Source organism: Scopulibacillus daqui, assembly GCF_016908855.1.
In the GTDB taxonomy this organism is placed as follows: domain Bacteria; phylum Bacillota; class Bacilli; order Bacillales; family Sporolactobacillaceae; genus Scopulibacillus_A; species Scopulibacillus_A daqui.
In genome coordinates, this window is sequence record NZ_JAFBER010000003.1 from 15,001 (window position 1) to 37,378 (window position 22,378).

Here is a 22,378-nt window from a genome sequence, read left to right on the forward strand (position 1 = left end):
GAAGCTCTAGATAAGCAGGATCATAGCTTTTTCATGAGAATAATAAATTTTTTGCAAAGGAGGGGAAATCTTTGAATTCGCATGTAAACTCACCGCTCACGCAAAGTGAAAAAACAAAACCTAGAAAAGCGAATAAATGCATGAAAATAAGTAAAAACAATGCGGAACATTATATGTGGAGACAGCTGTGATGGGTGGTATTTGGTTAAAAATAATAATTTGACGGTTATTCATGAACGTATGCCAGTGAATACTATTGAAGTTAAACACTATCATAATCGTTCGCAGCAATTTTTCTTTGTTTTATCAGGGACTGCAACATTAGAAACTAATGGAGAGTTCATCACTTTGGGCCCTAATGAGGGACTAGAAGTGCCGCCTTTAATTCCCCATCAAATGAAAAATGAATCTCAAGGGGATGTAGAATTTTTAGTGATATCCCAGCCTCATAGTCATGGCGATAGAGTATTGACAGACTAAAAAAGGTTTTATTTGGAAATGTTTACAGGAGTGATCTCATTGCCGCGAGGGCTCATCCATCATGTTGAGATAAATGTATCCGATATAAAGAAGTCAGTTGAATTCTGGGATTGGTTTTTAAAGGATTTAGGCTACAGGATTTATCAAAAGTAGGAAAATGGGCAGAGCTGGAAATTAGGAGAAACATACATCGTTTTTGTTCAAACGGATGAAAGATTTCTTGATATTCCATACCATAGGCGCCGTGTTGGCTTAAATCACTTAGCATTTTATGCAAATTCTCGGGAACACGTCGATGAAATAACTATAAAATTAGAGAATAAGGGGATTAACATACTTTATAAGGATAAGCATCCTTTTGCAGGTGGAAAAGATCATTACGCCGTTTACTTTGAAGATCCGGATAGAATTAAAGTTGAACTTGCTGCACCATGATTGACTTGAAAATTCCGGATATCATTTCTTTTCGAGAGAAACTGGACAAGCATCTGTCTTTAAAGTAACCAAAAATGCTTCATATTTTCATGTAACGTCAAATAACCCGTCTAAGTAGCGGGCTATTTTGACGCTCATATTTAAAATTCTTCATAAACAGCGGGGTCTTGATTGTTAATTCTGCCATCAAGGCGGGTAAGTTCGGAAATACGGGTCATTTCCGATTCGTTTAGCGCGAAATCAAAGATTGAGATGTTTTCAAGTTGCCGTTGGGGAGATGAAGATTTAGGAATAGGAATTGCCCCGAGCTGGTAATGCCAGCGCAAAATGACTTGTGATGCTGTCTTATTATGCTGTGCGGCAATCTGTTTGATCGTTTCATTTTGCAAGACGTCATTTGCTCTAGCTAATGGACTCCAAGATTCAGTTGCAATATTATTCTCTTCGTGCCATTTTCTTTGTTCTTCTTGATTGAAAAATGGATGCAGTTCTATTTGGTTGATGCTTGGCTTAACACCTGTTTCCTTTTCTAACCGTTCGATATGTTCTGGCAAGAAATTGCAAACGCCTATGGAACGGATTAAGCCCCATTTTTTTGCATCAATTAATGCTTGCCAGGCTTCCACATAGAGGTCTTGCTTTGGATTTGGCCAATGTATAAGATACAAATCATAGTAATCCAGATTTGCTCGGTATAAGGATTCTTGAATAGTGTTAACTGCTTTTTCATACGTATGATAGCGCCCAGGCAGTTTAGATGTAATGATTAATTCTTGCCTCGGAACAGAACTGCGCCGAACAGCTTCGCCCACAGCCCCTTCATTTTCATAATTATAAGCCGTATCAATCAGCCGATAGCCAGCATGAATGGCGGTTGTTATCGCATTGGCGCCGAAATTGCCGTTAAGGCTGTATGTACCAAAGCCTACAGCTGGCAAAGTGACCCCATCGTTAAGTGTTACCTTCGGAATAGCTTTTCCCATAACAAGTCACTCCTTTCAGTATATTTTAAGGTTATCATCTAAATTAATGAGAATTCAAATAATCTAAACTGCATGTCAATTTATGGTATACTAAAGTGTCAATTGTTCGTTTGTTAGATTATCAGTATAAAAACTTCCTTTTCAACATATGGATGAAAGAGTGGTATGATGAACCAATCTCCTTCTATTAAAGGCAAAAATGTTCTCCTTAGAAAACGGAATTGACAGGGATGTCTATGACTATTTTAATTGTGGCATTAACAAGGAATTGATAAGAATGTACGGCGGTGATACAAGACATTTACAGCCGCTGACAATAGAGGATGCCCAAAACTATATAAACCGGATCTTATCGGATGTGATGATGGGTATCTTAGACAGGGAATATACGGGTTTAAAAGACCGATATATAACGATGATTTTATGCGATTAACGGACAGTAAAGGGGATAATATGATGGGGAACAAATCCATTTGGCATGACGTTGATAGCTATTTTATTGATAAACTCTTACCATTTGATCCAACTTTAGAACATGTATTAAAGGCAAATAGAGAGGCAGGCATTCCAGAAATAGAAGTGTCGCCAACTCAAGGAAAACTGTTGTATCTGTTAGCTAAAATTAAGGGGGCAGAGAATGTATTAGAAATAGGCACTTTGGGCGGATACAGCAGCATTTGGCTGGCACGTGCTTTGCCTGAAGCAGGGAAAGTTTACACGCTTGAAATTAACCAAGAGTACGCCAATATTGCGGAGGAAAATATTCGGCATGCAGGCTTCCAGGATAAGGTAGATGTCATTGCCGGTAAGGCGCTTGATACTTTGGCCAGCTTAAAAGAAAAAGGCGTGCCTCCGTTTGACTTGATTTTTATAGATGCGGACAAGCAAAATAATCCTCATTACCTAAAATGGGCATTAAATCTGGCAAACTCCGGTGCGCTTATCGTTGCTGACAATGTTGTGCGGAATGGAGAAGTGATTAATGAACAACGTACGGATGAACAGATAAGAGGCATACGCCGATTTATGGACATGCTGGAAAACGAGCCGCTTATTGAATCTACAGCGATTCAAACAGTTGGCCAAAAAGGGTATGATGGTTTTGCGATTGGCGTTGTAAAATAAATGTTTATAAAAATAGTAAAGTTGTGGACGAAGCGGTCTCAAAAAAGGTGTCCCAAAAGCTTAGCTTAAGGGGACACCCTTCTTATTTAAAGCAACAAATGATTAATTTTTTTCTTTTCTCTCTTTCATTTCATTGCTTTCAACGCCGGCTTCGGACGAACCGCCAGATTGAAAATATTCTTGACCCTTCAATTTAACCTCCGGCAAGAAGAATGTGCCAATGAAACAAAGGACCGCAAAAACTAAACCGACTAAAAATAATCGTTGGATGCCGTACGTTAGTGATGTTTTGACTGCATCCATCAATTGAAGATATAATTGATGGCCTTGTGCCCCCAATTTATTGAACGCCGCCGAAAGTGACTGCTGAGCTTGTGAAGTGATCAAAGATTGCGGATTCACATCAGAGAGTTTGCTTTGAAACTGTTTCAATGAAGCTGGCAATGTTTCATTCAGTTTATCCGAAAATGTCTTATTTAGAATAGTGCCGAAAATCGGTGATGCGATGACGCCGCTAAGCGACTGAACAAATTGTTGGGTAGAGTTAACGGTTCCCATCATACGGTATGGAAATGCGTTTTGGACTGCGACGTTCATCATCGGCATTAAAGAGCCAATCCCAAGCCCAAGCACTATCATATTAATGACAACCGTAGACCATGCTGTGTGAACGTTCATTTGATTTAAAAGAAATGACCCAAGGACGATAACAGCACCGCTGATCCAAGCCAACACTTTGTAGCGGCCTGTACGGGACATCACTTGGCCGGATACAATGCTTCCGACAATAAAGCTGATCATCATTGGCGCCATCACCCATCCGCTGCTTTGAGCATTAAGCCCGATGACTCCTTGAACATAGACAGGCAGAAACATTATGCTCCCAAACATTGTCATCCCCACTAATATGCCGAGAATTAACGATGTACTAAAAATACGGTTTTTGAATAGGGAAGGCGACAATAATGGATCTGATGCTTTACGCTCCCAAAACATAAACAGAGCAAGAACAATAATACCGCCAATAAAAAGTGTCAATTCAATTGGGGAATTCCAGTGGTACTTTGAGCCGGCCCATGTGAAGCCCAGAAGAATCGGGATGAGGCCGATGATCAAAAGCGCCGAACCGACCCAGTCCACCTTAACCCGTTGCTCAGCCCGAACTTTTGGCAAAGAAACAATGACACCGATGATGGCTAGAACCGCAAAGGGCAAATTGATGTAAAATACCCATCGCCATGAAAAAGTATCGGTGATCCAGCCTCCAACGGTTGGTCCAAGAATACTTGAGACCCCGAATACGGCACCCATAACGCCCATCCATTTACCGCGTTCTTTAGGATCAAAAATATCACCGACTGTGGCTCGAGGCATGCTCATCATAGCTCCGGCCCCGATGCCTTGAACAGCACGGGCCCAAACAAGTTCAGTCATCGTATGCGCTTGGCCGCATATAGCGGAACCTATTCCAAATATGATTAATCCAAACAAGTAAAAAGGCTTCCGGCCATAGACATCTGACAGTTTCCCGTAAATCGGGACGGTTACTGATGATGCCATCATATAAGCTGTAAACGTCCAAGCGTATAGACTAAAGCCGTGCAATTGTCCGATAATCGTTGGCATAGCAGTGGACACAACCGTTTGGTCCATTGAAGAGAAGAACATTGTCACAAGCACAGTTGCGAGTGCCAGCCACTTTCTTGAACCAGTAATATGGTTCGTTGTTTGTACACCTGATTGAGCCAAAATGATCCCTCCGATTCAGTTTTTTAACTTAATCATTGAATTTTTATGTATATTGCTTGAGAACGGCAGTCATATTCTAAAGTATGGATGTTCTTATCATAATTCATTTGGCGAGGATTAGGATGAAAAATTAGGTTGCGGCAATAATCTCAAATATCGGCTGATACCTTATAGAATTCATGAAGTATATAAAAAATCCCTTCGTTTTTTCATAACATTAAAAGCGGATTGTGTTTATATGAAAGTCCATGTTAAACTCGTACAGAAATGAGATCATCTTGTACGGGTTTTTTACCTTAGGAGATAACGAGATATCATTAATGATATGTTTTTTTTAGGCAAATTTCAAAATAAAAATAGCCATTCTTTTGAGCCTTGTATTGGAATGAGAGCTATGATAGGAATGCATAAAGAGCGGCATCGTGCTGCTTTTTATGCTATATTTTTTCATAGTGCATTTTCGCCGGCATCTAATGATGTCTTTTAATAAAAAATTTAAAAAGAAAGAGGTGGAAAAATGACATCCCACAATTATAATAGGAAATTGATTGTTTCACTGCTGCTGACTGGGGCATTTATTGCTATTTTAAACCAGACGACAATGATTACGGCTATTCCGCCGATTATGAAAGAAATGCATGTCAGCGCCAATTCAGCTCAGTGGCTGACAACTATTTTTATGCTTGTTAATGGCGTGATGATTCCTATCTCAGCCTTTTTGATTGAACGTTTTACGTCGCGGCAGCTCTTTATTTCCGCGATGAGCATTTTTGCCTTTGGAACATTGATTGCTGGCTTTGCGCCGAACTTCCCTATCTTGATACTCGGCCGGATCGTTCAATCAAGCGGCGCAGGGATTATGATGCCGCTGATGCAAACGATCTTTTTGTTAATTTTCCCGGTTAATAAGCGCGGTCAAGCGATGGGGCTTGTTGGTCTCGTTATTCAATTTGCACCGACTATCGGACCTGCTCTGTCAGGGTGGATGATCAATACTTATTCCTGGCGCGTCATGTTCTTTATTATTTTATTGATTGCTCTTATCATTATTGGCATTTCTTTTAAAGCCATGCAAAACGTTACAGAGCTGACCTATCCAAAGGTTGATATCTTATCCATTATTTTATCTTCGTTCGGTTTTGGAGGGCTGCTCTACGGCTTTACCAGTGCGGGTAATTACGGCTGGGGAAATATCGCCACCATTCTTACCTTGACGATTGGCGTTATTGCTTTAGTGCTGTTTATCTTTAGGCAGCTGCGGCTGGAACACCCTATGCTGGAATTTAGGGTATTTAAATATTTTATTTTTACATTGACCACTTTAATAGGTATGATCGGTTTTATGGGCTTGATCGGAATAGAAACATTAATTCCGCTTTATATGCAAAATATGCGGGGTTATACTGCGATGGCGTCCGGATTGGCCATTTTGCCGGGAGCGCTCATCATGGGATTAATGTCACCGATCACGGGCCGTATCTTTGATAAAGTAGGGGCGAGATGGTTAACGATTATCGGGTTAATCATTGTTACTTTATCCACAGTGCCTTTTGCAAACTTAACAACAACGACATCGTTTGCCTTTATCGCCATCTATTATTCCATACGGATGTTTGGCTTGGCGATGGTGATGATGCCTGCCACAACGGCTGGCTTGAATCAGCTGCCTAAGCGGCTCATTCCGCACGGCGCAGCGATGAATAATACCATGCGTCAGGTCTCCGCTTCGATTGGAACAGCGATTATTGTAACAGTAATGACAACAACTGGTGAAGCGGCAAAGCATAATCCAAGTATTTCTCATCCAATGATTTATGGTGTTAATGTCGCCTTTATAGTGATCACTGCGCTTTCCATTGTTGGGGTCTTTTTAGCCTTTTTTATAAAGAAAACCTATCCTCCTAAGGAAACGAACAAAGCATTTAGCCACCGTAAAAGTCCGGAGAGAGGTTAAATCCAGTTAAAACAGAGGGCATGTCCCTCTGTTTTTTACTTTCTTAGTGATAATGATAAGCGGGTTAGGGCTTCCATTTGCATTACGATAAAAAAACGCTTCGGAATTTCCTTTCTAATTTTTTATGAGAGGAATAGATTTAACATTGGAGGAATGACTATATGGCTAACGAATTAATAAATATTTGGTGATTGTTATATCTTTATTCATGCTTTTTTGGAGGGAGCCCATGTTTGTAAAAGTCTATAAATACCATATACCCGTTGAAAAACAATGAATTTCTCAAGATTCAGGAAAGGGCCGGAGAGATTTATCGAAAGTATTTAGAGTTTCGAACAGTTTATTTGAAAAGCAAGGAGGATGAAACACAATGGTTAGAGATTAGCTGGTACAAAGATGAAGAATGCTATGCAAAAAGTCTTAGTTTGATTAATAATCATCAAGACATTCAAGAACTGTTTGCGAGTTTTCAGGCGATACTTGCATCGGGGAAAGATGAAATTTCTGAGCAGGAGTATGATCAGATAGAAGAAATGTCCTATTAAACTGGGATTTTTAATTTCTATCATTTAAATCCCCGCCCGGAGCTGCTGGGCAGGAATGGTTTACTTCAATGGATGTTTAAATACATAACTGATTTTATCATAATTCATTTTATTCTCGTAAAAACGATGGGCATCTTTGCGTTGTAAACCTGAAGATAAGGCTACGCACTCATAATGATTATCTTTTGCCCATTGGTGAACATATGCCAGCAGTTTTTCACCGTATCCTTTAGAACGGTTTTCGCTGTCTGTAACAAGATCACAAACCCAAACAAACCTGCCATAGTATAGGGTTATCATTGGCTTAAAACCAACGATCGCGGTAATCCTATTATTTTCATATAAAGCAAACATTTTGTAGTTGTCATTGTCTTGGGCATCAATGACGAGATCAAGATAAGTGCGCTCATCTAAATGGGTTCTCAACTGCTTTACAACCGGAAAGGCTTCAGCGATTTCATTTCGAGATTTAAGCTCCTTAATGGTATTCATTGCTGAACGAGTCTCCTCTTGAATTTTTTGTATGCAGGTTAATTATACATTAAAATAACGAACTTTTTCAAAATTTCCTTTTTATAGTCATACAAAACGGTTGTAAATAAAGTGTTAGGAAAATCACAGTCTAAGCTGATAACATTTTAACTCATTTTCCGTTTGTAATCGCATATAACAATGAATCATCATGCAGGGGGATTATGATGCCGGAATTAAATACTGAAAGATTGAAGTTAGTCACATTCACTGTAGATATGATGAAAGCGAGTTTGAATAGCATTGACGACCTTATGAAAATTGTGCCGTATAAGGTTGATCCTGAATGGCCGATGGATGTTTATAAGCAGCTGTTTCCATATAAAATTGAAAGATTTACTAAATATCCGGAAGAAAATGAATGGGAAGGTATTATCATACTTAAAAAAGAAAATAGGATTATCGGCGATATGGGGTTTAAAGGCGGACCAAACCAGCAGGATGAGATTGATTTAGGATACAGCATTGTTCCGCGTTATCAGGGCAACGGTTATGCAACAGAAATGGCAAAAGCTATGATCAGTTGGGGATTAAAACGACCAGGTGTTAAAAAGGTCACCGCGAATTGTTTGGAAACGAATGATCCATCAATCCGCGTCTTAGAAAAGGCTGGGCTGAAACAAATAGGCAAAGCAAAGGATAGATGGCTTTGGTCGAGTTAAGGACGCTGTTTTAGTCTTTGGTTTCATTTCAATGACAGTCGAAAAGAACTGACCGTCATTGGTTAAACAGATTAAGCCAAAAAGCAGGCTTTAAAGAGTTTTCAAATAATTGGAGACTTAAAATTGTATGTGTGTGATGGGATTAAGGATTCCGCTGCGAATTACTTTAAAGTTCATTGTTTTTTTGGAGCATTAATTGACGATAATTCTTAAAAGAGGCAACCTTTTTGATTTACTTAATATAAGCCGCTATGTAAACTTGAGATATAGGAACTTTTGTATAAAGGAGCGGTTCTTTCATGTGTACGAGTTTGACATTGGAAACGAAAGACGGTCATCATCTTTTGGCAAGAACGATGGATTTTGCGCAAGATTTCAATCAAGAAATAATCATCACACCGCGTCGTTATAAATGGAAGAACATAACAAATGAGACGATTGCGGCGCGGCAAGCTGTTGTGGGTTTGGGAGTTAATCTTCAAGACAAAGCGATGCTTGCAGACGGCGTCAATGAAGCAGGGCTGACGTGCGCTACACTATATCTTGCAGGTTTTGCTGCTTACAATAAGACATTAGAAGATAATAAAACTAATCTGGCTCCATATGACTTTGTATTATGGTCCCTGACACAATTTGATTCGGTACAATCTGTGAAAGAAGCAATCAATGAGATTTCGTTTTTTGACGCGCCTATGCCTTTGCTGGAACTGACGCCTCCTTTGCACTGGATTTTATCTGATAAATCCGGAGAATGCATTGTCATTGAGCCGACAGTTGAAGGCGTAAAGCTGTATGACAATCCTGTTGGTGTCATGACTAATAGTCCTGAATTCGATTGGCATTTACAAAATTTACGGCAATACATGGGTCTCAGACCTCAGCAGTTAGAACCGGCTCAATGGGGAAGTTTAGAGCTGAGTGCCTTTGGCCAAGGGGCTGGTACAATGGGATTGCCGGGAGATTATACACCGCCTTCAAGATTTGTCAGAGCAGCCTATCTCAGACAGCATATTACGAATATAGAAAGCGAAATCGACGGGGTTACAGCGGCTTTCCATATTCTATCCAATTGTAATGTACCTAAAGGCGCAGTCATTAATTCAGAAGGTGCAGAGAATTACACCATCTATACTTCGACTATGTGTATGGAAACAGGTACATATTATTATCATACGTATGATTGCCATCAGATTTCAGCCGTACATTTGTTTAATGAAAATCTCGATACAGATCAAATTAAAACGTATCCCTTCCATCGTGCCCAAAAGATTAATAATGAAAATTGATTCGTTAATGTTAAAATGCCTTAACCAGTCTTAAAAAGTGCCCTAAGGGTAGACTCTTTTACTCTATCGGGCACTTTTTTATTTTAAAATGTCCTTTACAAAGACCCGTTTAAACATCCAAACGTTGGAATTTGTTTTAATTTTTTATAAAAAAAGTTGTACAATGAATAAAAAGGAGGGTGCTAAATGACTTTTCGAAAAATAGGCGCTGATAAAAAAGCAAATGTTGTTAAAGAGGCTTCTAAATCATTTGTCAAAGGACTGACTTTCAATTCGATTTTTGATAATGATTTAACGGAGGAAAAAGCCAATCATACCAAAGAGTTTTCGGATAAGGAAATATTAAACCATTTATTAGGCAGAGGGAAACTTTCAAAGATAGAAGTAGAAGATTTAAAAAGGGCGGCAAAGTATCGGAGTTTTTTGTAAGCCAACTTTTTTATTTGAAAAAGCCGGACAGGCTGGAACAAGAGACTCATAAGTTAGGGTGTAGTCAGTGTTATTGGTGAGTTCCTGTTTAGCAGGTTTAAAGGTAAGATATAACGGTTCGCACTGCTTAAATAATAAAATACGTCAGCTCATAGAAGAAAATAAAGCAATAACTGTATGCCCGGAATTGCTCGGCGGTTTTTGAACACCAAGAGAACCGGCCGAAATCGCAGGCGGCACTGGGGAAGATGTACTGAATGGAAAAGCCAAAGTGCTTGAAAAATCGGGGAGAGACGTTACAGACCTGTATCTAAAAGGCGCTTATCTTACTTTGAAAAAGGCCAAAGAGGTGAATGCAACCACTGTTATTCTTAAGGAATACAGCCCATCATGCGGAACTTCAATGATTTACAATGGGGATTTTTCGGGTGAGAAGACGGTTGGCAATGGGGTCACAGCCGCTTTGCTTAAAAGAAACGGATTGCAGGTCATTTCAGAAGAGGCGTTTATTAGATATTTTGATGAATGACTATGAAAATTTTTAATAGGCAATTAGATAAGGGAGGCTTACATGAGGAAGGTTGAAGTGACGCCATATCATCCGCGTTGGACTCGGATGTTTAATGAAGAAGCAGATCAATTGCGTGATGTTTTCGGATCTGTAATTCTTGATATCCATCACATTGGCAGCACTTCCGTAGAAGGGCTTAAAGCTAAGCCGATTATTGACATGATGCCGGTCGTGAGAGACATTCATAACATTGATGGATTTAATAAGGCAATGATTGCGATGGGTTATGAACCAATGGGTGAAAATGGAATACCAGGCCGCCGTTTCTTTCAAAAGGGAGGAGACAACCGCACACATCATATACATATGTATCAATTAGGCAATCCCGAAATTGAGCGTCATCTGGCATTTCGAGATTACTTGCGTGCCCATCCAAAGTCTGCAAAAGAGTACGGGAACTTAAAAGAGGCATTGGCTCAACAGTTTCCCTATGATATTGAATCGTATATCAAAGGGAAAGAACAATTAGTCACAGATATTGAACAAAAAGCCTTGGCGTGGTATAGAAGAAAAACATAAGCTTTTAACGATCATGTTCCATATGAAACATTCATAAAAGGGCTGGATTCATATAAAGCTGTTTCGTTCTGCATCAACGGATGGAGGGCTTTTTTTTGGCTTTATTAAAGGCATTAAATGGCGGATTATATTCTAATGCTTTCATTTTTGGGGAATAAAGGAATAGGACATAAGTTTCATTGACAATGATAATCATTATCATTTAAACTCTGTGTTAAGCGATGGTACCGAATCGCTTTTTTATTTCAAATCATATTGAGAATGATTATCAATTTCATTAAATAGAAAGGGTGTTTTTTCAGTGTTAAAGGTTGAGGGTAGACATTCGGAAAATGACTTCTTCTTAGGCAAACAGGCCATGCGCGAATCCAATGCGCGTTCTTATCCGAGAAGAATACCCATTTCAATAAAAGAAGCCAATGGGATTTATGTTAAAGACATGGATGGTACGACATACATAGACTGCTTGGCGGGTGCGGGTACGCTGGCACTCGGGCACAATCATCCGGTTGCTGTTGATGCAATGAAAAGGGTTTTTGCTGAGGGGGGGCCTTTACATACGCTTGATCTCACAACGCCAACCAAGGAAGCCTTTATTGACGAAATATTTTCAAGCCTGCCGGAAGAGTTTGCAAAACGGGCAAAAATACAATTTTGCGGCCCTACAGGGGGAGATGCGATTGAGGCTGCTCTAAAACTTGTAAAAACCGCAACAGGCAATCGAACCATTCTTTCTTTCCAGGGCGGATACCACGGCGCTACTCATGGAACGATGGGAATCAGCGGAAATATTAGTCCGAAGCTAAATGTTCAGGGGCTGATTCCTGATGTTCATTTTCTTCCTTATCCTTATCAATACCGCTGTCCATTTGGGATAGGGGGAGATGAATGCCACCGTATCAGCAGCAGTTACATTGAGAATCTATTGGACGATCCAGAGAGCGGGATTTTGCCTCCGGCGGGTATGATCTTCGAAGTGGTTCAGGGTGAAGGGGGTTCGATACCGGCACCTGTTGAATGGGTGAAAGAAATGAGACGGATCACACAAGAGCGCCATATTCCTCTAATTATTGATGAAGTTCAAACAGGCATTGGCCGGACAGGAAAGTTGTTTGCCTTTGAACATGCAGGCATTATGCCGGATGTCATTGTGCTTTCTAAAGCAATCGGCGGCAGTCTGCCGTTATCTGTCGTGATTTATGACGAGAATCTTGATCAATGGGGTCCGGGCGCGCATATTGGGACATTCAGAGGCAATCAGTTGGCAATGGCCGCCGGTACGGCTACTTTGAAATTTATTAAAGACAACCATTTAGTTGAACAAGTGGCGTATCTCGGCAGCAAGCTCATGCAAAAGCTAAAAGGACTCAAGCAAGCGTTCCCTGTCATAGGCGATGTCAGAGGGCTTGGACTCATGATTGGAGCAGAAGTGATTAATGTGAATGAGTCGCCGGATCGACAAGGCAGTTACCCGGCAAATCCCAAACTGGCGGGCAAAATTCAGCAAGAATGCTTCAAAAGAGGATTGATACTGGAATTAGGGGGCAGACATGGTAGCGTTGTTCGATTTCTCCCTCCTTTAATCATCACCGAACAACAAATTGAGGAAGTTGCGGCCATCTTTGAAGATGCTGTTAAGGCAGCCGTTCAATAAGCGAGGAGGTTGGTTTTATGAAACATAGCGAAACAGTTGACTCTTTTGACCGGTTTTTCCTTCATCAGGGAGAGAGCGGCCTGAAGGCTTATGAAGAAGCCGTTCAGATGACAAAAGACATACTGATGTCAGAAATAGAGGAACATCCCTCTCCATACAGCGGGAAGAGACCTGATGAATTAGAAAAGTCTATTGAAAAGATGCGGTTATCGTCTCCAAGCGGGGAAGATATAGAAACGGTTTTAACAGATATTAAAGAACAGATCATGCGCCATACCATTCGGGTCTCACATCCGAAAAGCATCGCTCATTTGCATTGTCCGCCGCTCATTGCGTCAATTGCGGCTGAAATGATCATTAGCGCATTTAATCAATCGATGGATTCATGGGATCAAAGTCCATCAGCTACCTATGTGGAAAAGGAAATGATTCATTGGCTTTGCCGGCAATTCAATTATCCTTCACAGGCGGATGGAGCGTTTACAAGCGGAGGGACGCAATCAAACTATACGGGTTTGCTGCTTGCGCGGGACTATTTCTGCCAAACGCGATTAAATTGGGATGTAAAGAAAAAAGGCCTGCCGCCAGAGGCGCGGCGCATGAAGATTCTTTGTTCGGAAAGCGCCCATTTCAGCGTAAGGAAGTCAGCGTCGCAATTAGGACTTGGAGAAGATTCAGTCATTCCTGTTAAGATCGATAACCATTTTCGTATGAGTATGAAAGATTTAGATCATAAGTTAGACGAAATCAAGAAAAAAGGCAATCTTCCAATTGCGATTGCGGCGACGTGCGGAACAACAGACTTTGGCAGTATTGATCCAATGCCATTGATTGCTGAAGCTGCTAAAAAGCATAACCTTTGGCTTCATGTAGATGCCGCATACGGCGGAGCTTTAGTATTAAGCGGCAGGCACCGTTATAAGCTCAACGGCATCCAAGAAGCCGATTCGATTGCTGTTGATTTTCATAAGCTTTTTTATCAGCCGATCAGCTGCGGCGCTCTCCTGTTAAAGGAAAGCAAACATTTTCAATTAATGAAGCTTCATGCCGATTATTTGAATCCCGAAGAAGACGTCATCGATGGGATGATAAACCTAGTCGAAAAATCTGTTCAAACGACTCGCCGCTTTGATGCTTTGAAACTTCTAATGGCGTTAAGAATAGTCGGGACGGAAAATTTTGCGAGAATGATTGATTATACGATTCATTTAGCCAATGACACGGTTAAGGAAATTGAAAGGCATGAAGCGTTTGAAATCATAAATAAAAAACCGGAGCTCAATGCTTTGGTGTTTCGCTACACGCCTGGTCTAGGAGATACGGATAAGGAAAATCAAATCAACCGCAAGATTCAGCAATCCCTTCTTATTCAAGGGTTTGCGGCGATAGCCAAAACCAGCGTCTTCGGAAAAACGTGCTTGAAATTGACGTTATTAAACCCAAGAACGACATTAAGCGATATCAGAGAAATTTTACGAGAGATTTCTTTATTGGGACATCAGATGACTTCCAAGAAGGAGGCGTGACATGCCAATGAAAACAGCTAAACAAATGGCAGAACATGCGACAATGCAAAGCTTTTTAAACTGCTATTTACGAGAGACGAATAACTACGAGGAATTGGAGCTTGCCACTTACCGGCAGCTATTGACGTTAAAAGGTTCACATGCGGAGAGGCTGATTAAGAGCTCCTTAAAGCATCAGGAAATAGAGCTGCTATTGCCTGTCCGCTATTGGTCGCTGACAGGAAGGCATCTGTTCGACTTTCCGGTTTATTACCAAGCAAAAGGAAGCGACGAACCCAAGCAGGCCGATTATCTGACATTAGCGGCACTGATTACAAAGGAGCTTTTACTTGAAAATAACCGTTATGACAGTGAAGATGAGTTTATTTTGCGGGTTATTTTAAGCTGCCGCAATATTGAACGGTATATTGAGGCACGGTTTGATGATGCTGATGCTCTTCAAGAATGGGAGATGGACTTCATAGATGCCGAACAATCATTGATATTCGGGCATCTTCTTCATCCAACGCCGAAGAGCAGGCAGGGCATGAACGAGCAGGAACAATCCATCTATTCCCCGGAATTAAAAGGCCGCTTCCAGCTCAGCTACTTCCTTGTACACGAGTCTATGATAAAGCAAGACTCCAGTTTAACGAAAAAGGCGTCAGAACTTATCAAGGAAGAGGTTAGAAACGATCATAGCATCAATCAATCATTTAAAAACAAGTATTGTCAAAAGGATGATTATATATTATTGCCGGCACATCCTTTCCAAGCTAAAGAACTGCTGAAGCGAGAAGAGGTAAAGGATTGGCTGCAAAAGGGGATGCTTAAATATTTAGGTTCTCAAGGAAAATATTTTACGGCGACCTCTTCAGTGAGAACAGTATACCATGAGGACTCTGATTTCATGTATAAGTTTTCGCTTAACCTAAAGATTACCAACTCTTTAAGAGTGAATAAACAAAAGGAGCTGGACCGCGGAGTAGAGGTGGCCAGGCTTTTGCAAAGCGATATTGGAAAACAATTAAACCAACGCTTTCATCAATTTAAAATCATCCCTGATCCTGCGTATATAACGATAGACAGCGGCGGACAAGAGTCGGGATTTGAAGTTGTGATCAGGGAGAATCCATTTAAAGCCAACACGAAGAAGAATGCCGCATTAATAGGCGGATTATGCCAGGATCATTTTCTTCGGGGGGAATCCCGGCTTGCAGCGGTTATCCGGCAGCTTGCGGAAAAGGAAGCCGCATCAACAGAAACGATCAGTATGAAATGGTTTAAGCGATATTTAGAAACGACTTTAAGACCGATGATGTGGCTGTATTTGCATTACGGCATTGCCCTCGAAGCGCATCAGCAGAATGCTATTATTCAATTAGAAGACGGCTATCCGGCAATTTTCTATTACCGGGACAATCAAGGCTATTATTTTTGTGAATCAAAGGCCGCAAAGCTTCGGGAATATTTCCCGGATTTAAATAAAAGAAGCCAGACAATATGCGGAGATGATGTAGCGGATGAAAGATTGAGATATTATTTATTTTTTAATCATTTATATGGATTGATTAATGCCTTTGGAACAGCCGGGCTGATTCATGAACAAAGATTGCTTGACATGCTAAGGGAGGAGTTAGAGCAGATAGACGAATTTTGGAATCATCAATCCAAATTAATTCACAGCCTGCTTAATGAGAGCGAACTCCCTTGCAAGGCGAATTTGCTCACGCGTTTTAATGACATGGATGAGTTATCAGGCGCTATGGAAACGCAATCTATTTACGTGAAAATAAAAAATCCATTGGTGAAACGTGCGGTGGTCAGCGGTGAAATATGATTATTCATATTTTGACAAAGGCATTGGGAAGACGATTGCTTTTTCCAAAGTCGAGCTGGAACGTGATGTGAAATTGATTCATTCTTGGATGAATGAATCTCACGTGATTCCATTTTGGGGCTTAGATGGTCCATTTGAAACATTTAAGCAGCATTTAAACAAAGCGTTAAATGACCCGCATCAGACCCTTTACTTAGGCTGTCTTGATGGCAAGCCAATCAGTTATTGGGAATCCTATTGGGTCAGGGATGATATGATTGCGGACTATTATCGTTTTGATGCAGCAGACCAAGGGGTTCATTTGCTGTTAGGCGAGAGAGCTTATCTTGGGAAAGGGCTGGCTCTCCCGTTTTTGCGGGCGATGGTGCGGTTTCAATTCCAAGTTTCTGAAACGCATAGAGTCGTGGCTGAACCGGATATCCGAAACGAAAAGATGATTCATATTTTCAAGAAATGCGGTTTTGAGCCCATTAAACCCATAGAACTCCCTGACAAAACGGGATTGCTTATGATTTGCCGGCGTGATTGTTTCGAAAGGAAGTGAGGATATGAAGGAAGAAAGCGGAAAGATCATTTATGATTTGATCGGTATAGGATTGGGGCCTTTTAATTTAGGACTGGCTGCTTTGTTAGAAAAAGTGCCGGAGATAGACGCGCTGTTTTTTGAACAAAAAGAACAATTTTCTTGGCACCCCGGGATGCTGATAGAAGGTGCGACTTTACAAGTCCCTTTTTTGGCGGATTTAGTCAGCATGGCAGATGTCACAAGCCCATATAGTTTATTGAATTATTTACAATCGCATCAGCGGCTTTACAAGTTTTACTTTTTAGAGCGGTTTCATATTCCGAGAACAGAATATAACGCCTACTGCCAATGGGTCGCTGAACAGCTGGACAGCTGCCTGTTTGGCGCAAAAGTTTTAGATGTTGAGAAACATGACGGTTATTACGAAGTGAAGGTGTTTAATCAAAAGTCAAGGCAATTGGAACGCTTTTATGCGGAACATCTTGTCTTAGGCGTAGGGACCCAGCCGGCTGTTCCAGCGTCTCTAGAAGGAAAGCTGGGAGATTCAATGTTTCACTCTTCCGAGTATTTGAACAGGAAAGACCGTTGTTTGGAAGCGGAATCGATTGCTATTATCGGTTCCGGACAAAGCGCAGCAGAGGTTTTTTACGATTTATTAGAACAACAGACAGATTATCGCTACTCGTTGGACTGGTTCACCCGGTCGAAAGGCTTTTTCCCAATGGAGTACTCAAAATTAGGTTTAGAGCATTTTTCACCCGATTACATTCATTACTTTTATCAATTGCCCCAATATAAAAAGGATGAAACGCTTCAATCTCAAGATTTGCTTTATAAAGGCATCAGTGCAGAAACCATTTCGGATATCTATGATTTGCTCTATGAACGTACAATAGGAGATCAGAACCCTCCTGTTCATCTTCAGGCAATGACGGAAATTCAGGAGGCGGACAGGTGCCGAAATACATATCATCTCAAGTGCTGGCAGTGGCACAGCGAACAAAGCTTTTCCCGCCAGGCTGAAGTGGTCATCTTAGGAACGGGGTACAAACCTGTCATACCCAGCTTCATGTCAGGTGTCTATCCTTTCATTGATTGGGATGAGCAAGGGAGATATCAAGTTGAACGCAATTATCAATTAAAGCTTAAACCGCCTTATAAAAATGATATTTTCATTCAAAACGGGGAATTGCATACCCACGGAATAGGCGCACCAGACTTAGGGCTTGGCGCATATCGAAATGCCGTCATTATTAACACAATAACGGGAAAAGGAATATACAAAATCGACAGCCGGAACGTTTTCCAAACTTTTAGCACAAAGGCATCAGCCGAGCGAGTCACCGTTTAGCTGAAGAAGGCATCGGCAATGAACTTAACAAAAAAAGCGAGGAGATATGAATGCCATCTGTACAGGATCTTGAAAAGGTTTTAAACAAACAAATTTGGTTAGATGTTAATCGGCATATGCTGGCGAAAATGATTTCTGAATTTATGTATGAAGACATGATTCACCCCGATGTCATTGAGGAAAATGATCAAGAGAAGCTTTATGAATTAGTCATCTCACCCGAAAAAAAATATCGCTACAAGGCCGCTGACCGTTTGTTCGACAGCTTCGACATCAATCCGGACTCTATCATTGTCAATCAGAACAGTCATTGGCAGAAAGCGGAGAGCGCCATTGAGTTTCTCCTGGACATTCAGCCGATGATAGGCATGTCATCAGAAACCGCGGGGCATTTGATAAAAGAATTAAATCATACATTATTAGCGGACGCTCATATTCTGGCAAAACAGCAGAAAGGTTCAGATGAACTCGTGGATACTGACTATGTTTGGCTTGAAGGTGAAATGACGGGGCATCCATGGATTACCTATAACAAGGGCAGAATCGGTTTCAGTTATGAGGATTATTTGACGTTTGCTCCAGAAAATCAGCAGCAAGTGCAATTATTTTGGATAGCTGTCCATAAAGAGAAAGCAACCTTTCATTCTGTTAAAGGCTTAACATATGATCGGCTAGTGAAAAATGAACTCAGGGAAGAAACCATTCAATCATTCACAGATCAATTAAAGAAAAGAGGCGTTTCAGCCCAAGATTATTATTTCTTGCCGATTCACGACTGGCAATGGAAGAACATGATTGTTCAAAATTTTGCTGAGGACTTGGCGCAGCTTGATATCATCCCGCTTGGGAAAGGGGAAGATATGTATCTTCCGCAGCAATCGATCAGGACTTTCGCGAATATCACACATAAGGAGAAGCACCATGTGAAGCTGCCGATGAGTATTTTAAATACACTGGTCTATCGCGGACTGCCAAGCGAGAGAACGGTCATCGCTCCGAAAATTACAGAGTATATTAAAGGCATTTATGATAAGGACCCGTTTTTAAAAGAACAATGCCGGGTTATTCTGCCAGGGGAAGCTGCCAGCATCAATTATGATCATCAATATTATAAGCAGCTGGATGGTGTTCCTTATCAATATCTTGAAATGTTAGGCAGCATATGGCGAGAAAGTATCTATACTTATTTAGAGGAAGGAGAACGGGCCATAACGCTGGCTGCATTGCTTCATATCGACCGTCAAGGCAAGCCGTTTGTTTCAAGTTTGATTGAAAAATCCGGCATCTCAGCTGAAGATTGGATAAAACAAATGTTTAATGTCATGCTGCCGCCATTGCTTCATTATTTATATCAGTACGGCACCGTATTTTCTCCGCATGGACAAAATACAATATTAGTCATAAAAGATTATAAGCCGCATCGTTTGGCAATTAAGGATTATGTCGATGATGTCAACATCAGTGATCAGCCGCTTCCTGAATTGGAGGTCCTGACAGAAGATTTAAAGGCGGTTTTGCGAAGCGAGCCTCCTGAAGGATTGACACAATTTATTATCACAGGGCTGTTTATCTGCCATTACAGATATTTATGCAGTATCCTTGTTAAGCATCATCGCTTGGATGAGAAAACATTCTGGGGGGAGCTGGTTCGCACAATCTTGAACTATCAAGAGCAGTTTCCGGAATTGCAAGCAAGATTTGAGCTGTTTAACCTATTCAAGCCGAGGATAACAAAGCTTTGCCTCAATCGGAATCGTATGGTTGACTATGGATACACAGAAGGCGATGATCGGCCTCACGCTTCTGAATATGGCAAGGTTAGAAATGCTTTATACGATGTTCAGAAAGAATAACAGCGGCGTTATTTGCCTTCTCAATATCATAGAAAAGAAAAAACCGGCTCAATGCCGGTTTAAATTTATTTAGGAAATGGCAGGATATCTTTCAGCTGAACCTTGCCATACGTGATGAAAGTTGCCTTTTCAAATCATACTGCATGATACGTCCTTTTATTAAACTAATTGTCCATCAGTATGGAACTGTACACTTGGGCGGGGGCAGAAGGGTCGATCCTGGCTTTAGCGCTGTTGACGGCAGTAATCGCTTCATTAAAGGCAGAAGCAATTAATCTCCATTTGTTCGGATACCCGGCAATGTCACCGGCAGCGTATACGCCTTCAATCTTAGTCTCCATCTTTTCATTCACTGGAATGCGCCGGCCATTAAGGCTGAACCCCCAATTTTTGACCGGATCAAGATCAAAATGGTAGCCTTGGCTAATGATGAAATCATCGACGTTTAGGTTCTCTATTTTGCGCTTATCCGTACTTTCTACGGTTACCGTTGACAAATGCTGTTTGTCACCGTATAAGCCGGTAACTGTACAAGGACACTTAACTTCAACATTGGCTTTAAGCAGTTCTTCCATTTCTTTTTCCAGCCCTTTAGACCCGCTGCGGCTGCAAATAAGATAGACATGGCGGGCTGTCTTTGATAATTGTACAGCCATCCGGCAAGATGATTGGACATCCCCAAAGACAGCTGTGCATTTTCCGGCAAAACCGGTTAAATCCTTTGGTTCATAGTGAACACCCTTGTCTTCGTAATGCTCGATGTTTTTCAGTTTTGGGCGGCGAATCTTGAATAGTCCCGGGCCTGCTGCTATAATAACGGTTTTAGAATAATGGGTTTCGCCGCTGCTTGCGGTTAACTTGAATAGGCCGTCTTCCATTTTTTTTAGGCCTTCAACGGCTTGCCCCAATATAAGGGTCGGGTCAAACCTAAATGCTTGTTCTTTGATTTGGCTAATTAAATCCCGGCCGCTGATTTTCGGTATGCCGCCGATATCATATATGTATTTATCAGGATAAAAAACTGAAACGGTGCCGCCTAAGTCATGGTGATATTCAATGATTTTCGTCTTCATGCCGCGCATCCCGGCATAGTAAGCGGCAAATAGCCCTGCCGAACCCCCTCCAATAATCGTTACATCAAAACATTCGTTATTTCTCAATTCCCTGCACTCCCTTAATCTATGTTAACGAACCGAAAAGTCAAAAAAACTTGATATTCTATTAAAAATGGCAGTTGACGATAAGTATGAAAAAAACTACAATACCATTGTAAACGAAAATGAGAATCATTATCAACAACATTTATACATTTTAAAATGGCGGACTATCCAATGGCAGAAGGAAACTGCTATTTTTTAATGGATTTATAGATTCGGCAACTTTTTTAAAAGGAGATGAAGCAAATGAAAAAGACGATGAGTCTTTCCTTGTTTCTGCTCGTGCTGGCATTTTTATTAGCCGCATGCGGAAGTCATCAATCTTCTGATACAAAAGAGCAGAGCAAAAAAAGCCAAAAGGAAGAACAAACGACAAAAGTTTATCAATCAGAAAACGGACCTGTGAAGGTACCGAAACATCCGAAGCGGGTGGTCTTGCTTTCCTCTTACTTTGCCGGAGATGTCGCTTCTCTTGGTGTGAATATCGTCGGCGTTGATAAATGGGGGAAAACCAGTCCGGTATTAAAAGATAAATTAAAAAACGCAAAAGTGGTTTCCGATCAAGACCTCGAAGAAATTATTGATTTGCATCCAGATCTCATTATTGGATTATCCAATACAAAAAATATAGATAAATTGAAACAAATCGCGCCAACCGTTACATATACGTACGGCAAACTTAATTATTTAGATCAATATACAGCTATCGGAGAGCTTTTGGGTAAAGAAAAGGAAGCGAAAAAATGGGTAGAAGACTTTAAACAGCGCTCTGAGGCTCTTGGCAAAAAAATAAAAGCGAAAATCGGCGAAGATGCCACTGTTTCAGTTATCGAGAAGTTTGATAAGCAGTTCTATGTATACGGAGATAATTGGGCCAGAGGAACAGAAATTTTATATCAGGCTATGGGTCTGAAAATGCCGAAAAAAGTGAAGGAAACGGCATTGAAAAAAGGATATCAAGCCATTTCTCCTGAAGCGATACCAGAGTTCGCCGGTGATTATATCGTGCTCGTACAAGAGCCGGGCAAGAGCAATTCATTTGAACAAACAAAGACATACAAGAATATTCCTGCGGTTAAGAATGGCCGTGTGATTAAGGTCAATGCGAAAGCTTTTGATTTCAATGATCCTCTTAGTCTTGACTATGAATTAAAAGTCTTTGAAAAAGCTTTCCTTGATAAAAAGTGATTTAATCAATCTATTGCCTGGGCTTATAGGGCAGG

Annotated in this window: 19 protein-coding genes and 3 pseudogenes; 18 read left to right on the forward strand and 4 right to left on the reverse strand. The window is 40.9% G+C overall.

Going from position 1 to position 22,378, the window contains the following annotated elements; all coding sequences use genetic code 11:
• The first annotated feature begins 140 nt into the window (after positions 1-140).
• Positions 141-480: pseudogene (locus tag JOD45_RS03430) on the forward strand (cupin domain-containing protein).
• A gap of 39 nt (positions 481-519) precedes the next feature.
• Positions 520-915 (forward strand): annotated as a pseudogene (locus JOD45_RS03435) (VOC family protein).
• Between the two features lie 140 nt (positions 916-1,055).
• Here the strand turns inward: JOD45_RS03435 and JOD45_RS03440 are convergent.
• Positions 1,056-1,898: an aldo/keto reductase gene (locus JOD45_RS03440; RefSeq protein WP_205002479.1), complete on the reverse strand. Its 843-nt coding sequence runs from the start codon at positions 1,896-1,898 to the stop codon at positions 1,056-1,058.
• Positions 1,899-2,097: 199 nt separating this feature from the next.
• Between JOD45_RS03440 and JOD45_RS03445 the strand changes: the two genes are divergently transcribed.
• Together JOD45_RS03445 and JOD45_RS03450 are read left to right on the forward strand one after the other, a co-directional pair.
• Positions 2,098-2,331 (forward strand): hypothetical protein, encoded by a 234-nt coding sequence (locus JOD45_RS03445; RefSeq protein WP_205002480.1) that lies wholly within the window; start codon positions 2,098-2,100, stop codon positions 2,329-2,331.
• Positions 2,332-2,354: 23 nt separating this feature from the next.
• Positions 2,355-3,023: an O-methyltransferase gene (locus JOD45_RS03450; protein ID WP_380897890.1), complete on the forward strand. Its 669-nt coding sequence runs from the start codon at positions 2,355-2,357 to the stop codon at positions 3,021-3,023.
• A gap of 102 nt (positions 3,024-3,125) precedes the next feature.
• Here JOD45_RS03450 and JOD45_RS03455 read toward each other — a convergent pair whose 3' ends face one another.
• Entirely contained in the window at positions 3,126-4,772 is a 1,647-nt protein-coding gene (locus JOD45_RS03455; RefSeq protein ID WP_239549054.1) for an MDR family MFS transporter, read from the reverse strand.
• 517 nt (positions 4,773-5,289) lie between these two features.
• Between JOD45_RS03455 and JOD45_RS03460 the strand changes: the two genes are divergently transcribed.
• Together JOD45_RS03460 and JOD45_RS03465 are read left to right on the forward strand one after the other, a co-directional pair.
• The gene (locus tag JOD45_RS03460) at positions 5,290-6,726 is read left to right on the forward strand and encodes an MDR family MFS transporter (protein WP_205002481.1); all 1,437 of its coding nucleotides are present in this window, start codon (positions 5,290-5,292) and stop codon (positions 6,724-6,726) included.
• A 263-nt stretch (positions 6,727-6,989) separates the two neighbouring features.
• On the forward strand, positions 6,990-7,271 hold the full coding sequence (locus tag JOD45_RS03465) for a hypothetical protein (protein WP_239549055.1): 282 nt from the start codon (positions 6,990-6,992) through the stop codon (positions 7,269-7,271).
• Between the two features lie 60 nt (positions 7,272-7,331).
• Here the strand turns inward: JOD45_RS03465 and JOD45_RS03470 are convergent, their stop codons facing one another.
• Positions 7,332-7,763 (reverse strand): GNAT family N-acetyltransferase, encoded by a 432-nt coding sequence (locus tag JOD45_RS03470; RefSeq protein ID WP_205002482.1) that lies wholly within the window; start codon positions 7,761-7,763, stop codon positions 7,332-7,334.
• A 206-nt stretch (positions 7,764-7,969) separates the two neighbouring features.
• Here JOD45_RS03470 and JOD45_RS03475 point away from each other — a divergent pair, with 206 nt between their 5' ends.
• The 11 genes and pseudogenes from JOD45_RS03475 to JOD45_RS03525 all read left to right on the forward strand — a co-directional run bounded on the left by JOD45_RS03475 (position 7,970) and on the right by JOD45_RS03525 (position 19,998).
• A complete protein-coding gene (locus JOD45_RS03475) occupies positions 7,970-8,464 on the forward strand; it encodes a GNAT family N-acetyltransferase (protein ID WP_205002483.1) in 495 nt (164 codons plus the stop codon).
• Between the two features lie 299 nt (positions 8,465-8,763).
• Positions 8,764-9,750 (forward strand): choloylglycine hydrolase, encoded by a 987-nt coding sequence (bsh, locus tag JOD45_RS03480; protein WP_205002484.1) that lies wholly within the window; start codon positions 8,764-8,766, stop codon positions 9,748-9,750.
• Between the two features lie 186 nt (positions 9,751-9,936).
• Entirely contained in the window at positions 9,937-10,179 is a 243-nt protein-coding gene (locus JOD45_RS03485) for a hypothetical protein (RefSeq protein ID WP_205002485.1), read from the forward strand.
• Positions 10,180-10,246: 67 nt separating this feature from the next.
• A pseudogene (locus JOD45_RS03490) lies at positions 10,247-10,708 on the forward strand (2-thiouracil desulfurase family protein).
• Between the two features lie 42 nt (positions 10,709-10,750).
• Positions 10,751-11,269 (forward strand): GrpB family protein, encoded by a 519-nt coding sequence (locus JOD45_RS03495; RefSeq protein WP_205002486.1) that lies wholly within the window; start codon positions 10,751-10,753, stop codon positions 11,267-11,269.
• Positions 11,270-11,627: 358 nt separating this feature from the next.
• Positions 11,628-12,923: an aspartate aminotransferase family protein gene (locus JOD45_RS03500; RefSeq protein ID WP_205002635.1), complete on the forward strand. Its 1,296-nt coding sequence runs from the start codon at positions 11,628-11,630 to the stop codon at positions 12,921-12,923.
• Between the two features lie 17 nt (positions 12,924-12,940).
• Positions 12,941-14,449, forward strand: a complete 1,509-nt coding sequence (locus JOD45_RS03505; protein WP_205002487.1) for a pyridoxal phosphate-dependent decarboxylase family protein — start codon at positions 12,941-12,943, stop codon at positions 14,447-14,449.
• Positions 14,450-14,456: 7 nt separating this feature from the next.
• Positions 14,457-16,268 (forward strand): IucA/IucC family protein, encoded by a 1,812-nt coding sequence (locus JOD45_RS03510; RefSeq protein ID WP_205002637.1) that lies wholly within the window; start codon positions 14,457-14,459, stop codon positions 16,266-16,268.
• Positions 16,269-16,290: 22 nt separating this feature from the next.
• Positions 16,291-16,812, forward strand: coding sequence for a GNAT family N-acetyltransferase (locus JOD45_RS03515; RefSeq protein WP_205002636.1), 522 nt, complete (start codon positions 16,291-16,293; stop codon positions 16,810-16,812).
• A 4-nt stretch (positions 16,813-16,816) separates the two neighbouring features.
• On the forward strand, positions 16,817-18,145 hold the full coding sequence (locus tag JOD45_RS03520; RefSeq protein WP_205002488.1) for a lysine N(6)-hydroxylase/L-ornithine N(5)-oxygenase family protein: 1,329 nt from the start codon (positions 16,817-16,819) through the stop codon (positions 18,143-18,145).
• A gap of 50 nt (positions 18,146-18,195) precedes the next feature.
• Entirely contained in the window at positions 18,196-19,998 is a 1,803-nt protein-coding gene (locus JOD45_RS03525; protein ID WP_205002489.1) for an IucA/IucC family protein, read from the forward strand.
• Between the two features lie 164 nt (positions 19,999-20,162).
• Here JOD45_RS03525 and JOD45_RS03530 read toward each other — a convergent pair whose 3' ends face one another.
• Entirely contained in the window at positions 20,163-21,158 is a 996-nt protein-coding gene (locus JOD45_RS03530) for an NAD(P)/FAD-dependent oxidoreductase (RefSeq protein WP_205002490.1), read from the reverse strand.
• Positions 21,159-21,401: 243 nt separating this feature from the next.
• Between JOD45_RS03530 and JOD45_RS03535 the strand changes: the two genes are divergently transcribed.
• A complete protein-coding gene (locus tag JOD45_RS03535) occupies positions 21,402-22,343 on the forward strand; it encodes an iron-hydroxamate ABC transporter substrate-binding protein (RefSeq protein ID WP_205002491.1) in 942 nt (313 codons plus the stop codon).
• Positions 22,344-22,378: the final 35 nt, after the last annotated feature.

Excerpts from the sequence above, each read along its gene's own strand:
- JOD45_RS03440 (WP_205002479.1), bottom strand. The coding sequence starts at position 1,898 with ATGGGAAAAGCTATTCCGAAGGTAACACTTAACGATGGGGTCACTTTG.
- JOD45_RS03445 (WP_205002480.1), top strand. The coding sequence starts at position 2,098 with ATGTTCTCCTTAGAAAACGGAATTGACAGGGATGTCTATGACTATTTT.
- JOD45_RS03450 (WP_380897890.1), top strand. The coding sequence starts at position 2,355 with ATGGGGAACAAATCCATTTGGCATGACGTTGATAGCTATTTTATTGAT.
- JOD45_RS03460 (WP_205002481.1), top strand. The coding sequence starts at position 5,290 with ATGACATCCCACAATTATAATAGGAAATTGATTGTTTCACTGCTGCTG.
- JOD45_RS03470 (WP_205002482.1), bottom strand. The coding sequence starts at position 7,763 with ATGAATACCATTAAGGAGCTTAAATCTCGAAATGAAATCGCTGAAGCC.
- JOD45_RS03475 (WP_205002483.1), top strand. The coding sequence starts at position 7,970 with ATGCCGGAATTAAATACTGAAAGATTGAAGTTAGTCACATTCACTGTA.
- bsh (WP_205002484.1), top strand. The coding sequence starts at position 8,764 with ATGTGTACGAGTTTGACATTGGAAACGAAAGACGGTCATCATCTTTTG.
- JOD45_RS03485 (WP_205002485.1), top strand. The coding sequence starts at position 9,937 with ATGACTTTTCGAAAAATAGGCGCTGATAAAAAAGCAAATGTTGTTAAA.
- JOD45_RS03495 (WP_205002486.1), top strand. The coding sequence starts at position 10,751 with ATGAGGAAGGTTGAAGTGACGCCATATCATCCGCGTTGGACTCGGATG.
- JOD45_RS03500 (WP_205002635.1), top strand. The coding sequence starts at position 11,628 with ATGCGCGAATCCAATGCGCGTTCTTATCCGAGAAGAATACCCATTTCA.
- JOD45_RS03505 (WP_205002487.1), top strand. The coding sequence starts at position 12,941 with ATGAAACATAGCGAAACAGTTGACTCTTTTGACCGGTTTTTCCTTCAT.
- JOD45_RS03510 (WP_205002637.1), top strand. The coding sequence starts at position 14,457 with ATGAAAACAGCTAAACAAATGGCAGAACATGCGACAATGCAAAGCTTT.
- JOD45_RS03520 (WP_205002488.1), top strand. The coding sequence starts at position 16,817 with ATGAAGGAAGAAAGCGGAAAGATCATTTATGATTTGATCGGTATAGGA.
- JOD45_RS03525 (WP_205002489.1), top strand. The coding sequence starts at position 18,196 with ATGCCATCTGTACAGGATCTTGAAAAGGTTTTAAACAAACAAATTTGG.
- JOD45_RS03535 (WP_205002491.1), top strand. The coding sequence starts at position 21,402 with ATGAAAAAGACGATGAGTCTTTCCTTGTTTCTGCTCGTGCTGGCATTT.